The sequence below is a fragment of the Actinomycetospora sp. genome (genome assembly GCF_055612215.1).
In genome coordinates, this window is sequence record NZ_JBVPVA010000400.1 from 1 (window position 1) to 1,182 (window position 1,182).

Annotated in this window: 1 protein-coding gene; it reads left to right on the forward strand. The window is 69.5% G+C overall.

The features are described from left to right. Nucleotides 1–1,182 (forward strand): translation initiation factor IF-2 (infB, locus tag AC0CYZ_RS11350; RefSeq protein WP_472215317.1); only part of this gene is annotated, 1,182 nt, incomplete at both ends.

Genomic DNA, 1,182 nt, shown 5'->3' on the forward strand with positions numbered 1-1,182 from the left:
GGCGGCGCGCGAGGCCGGCGGCATCACCCAGCACATCGGCGCCTACCAGATCGTCACCGAGCTCGAGGGCAACGAGCGGCCGGTCACCTTCATCGACACCCCGGGTCACGAGTCGTTCACCGCGATGCGTGCCCGCGGCGCCAAGGTGACCGACATCGTCGTCCTGGTCGTCGCGGCCGACGACGGCGTCATGCCGCAGACGGTCGAGGCGCTGAACCACGCCCAGGCGGCCGAGGTGCCGATCGTGGTCGCGGTGAACAAGATCGACAAGGAGGGGGCCAACCCCGCCAAGATCCGTCAGCAGCTGACCGAGTACGGGCTCGTGGCCGAGGAGTACGGCGGCGACACCATGTTCGTCGACATCTCCGCCCGCGAGAACATCAACATCGACTCGCTGCTCGAGGCCATCCTGCTCACCGCGGACGCCTCCCTGGACCTGCGGGCCAACCCCGACATGGAGGCCCAGGGCGTCGCGATCGAGGCTCACCTCGACCGCGGCCGCGGCCCCGTGGCGACGGTCCTGGTCCAGCGCGGCACGCTGCGCGTCGGGGACTCGGTGGTCGCCGGCGACGCGTCGGGCCGTGTCCGACGGATGCTCGACGAGTTCGGCGAGGACGTGAAGGAGGCCCTGCCCTCCCGGCCGGTCCAGGTCATCGGGTTCACCTCGGTGCCCGGCGCCGGTGACACGTTCCTCGTCGTCGACGAGGACCGCGTGGCCCGCCAGATCGCCGACCGGCGCCGCGCCCGTGAGCGCAACGCCGAACTCGCCAGCCGCCGCAAGCGCATCTCGCTCGAGGACCTCGACGCCGCGCTGAAGGAGACCAACGAGCTCAACCTGATCATCAAGGGTGACAACTCGGGAACCGTCGAGGCCCTCGAGGACGCACTCACGAAGATCGACGTCGGCGAGGAGGTGCAGCTGCGTGTGCTGCACCGGGGCGTCGGGGCGATCACCGAGGGCGACATCAACCTCGCGATCGCGTCCAACGTCATCGTCATGGGCTTCAACGTCCGCGCGGAGGGCAAGGCCACCGAGCTGGCCAACCGCGAGGGCATCGACATCCGCTACTACTCGGTCATCTACGCGGCGATCGACGAGATCGAGCAGGCCCTCAAGGGCATGCTCAAGCCGATCTACGAGGAGGTCGAGCTCGGCACCGCGGAGGTGCGCGAGGTCTTCCG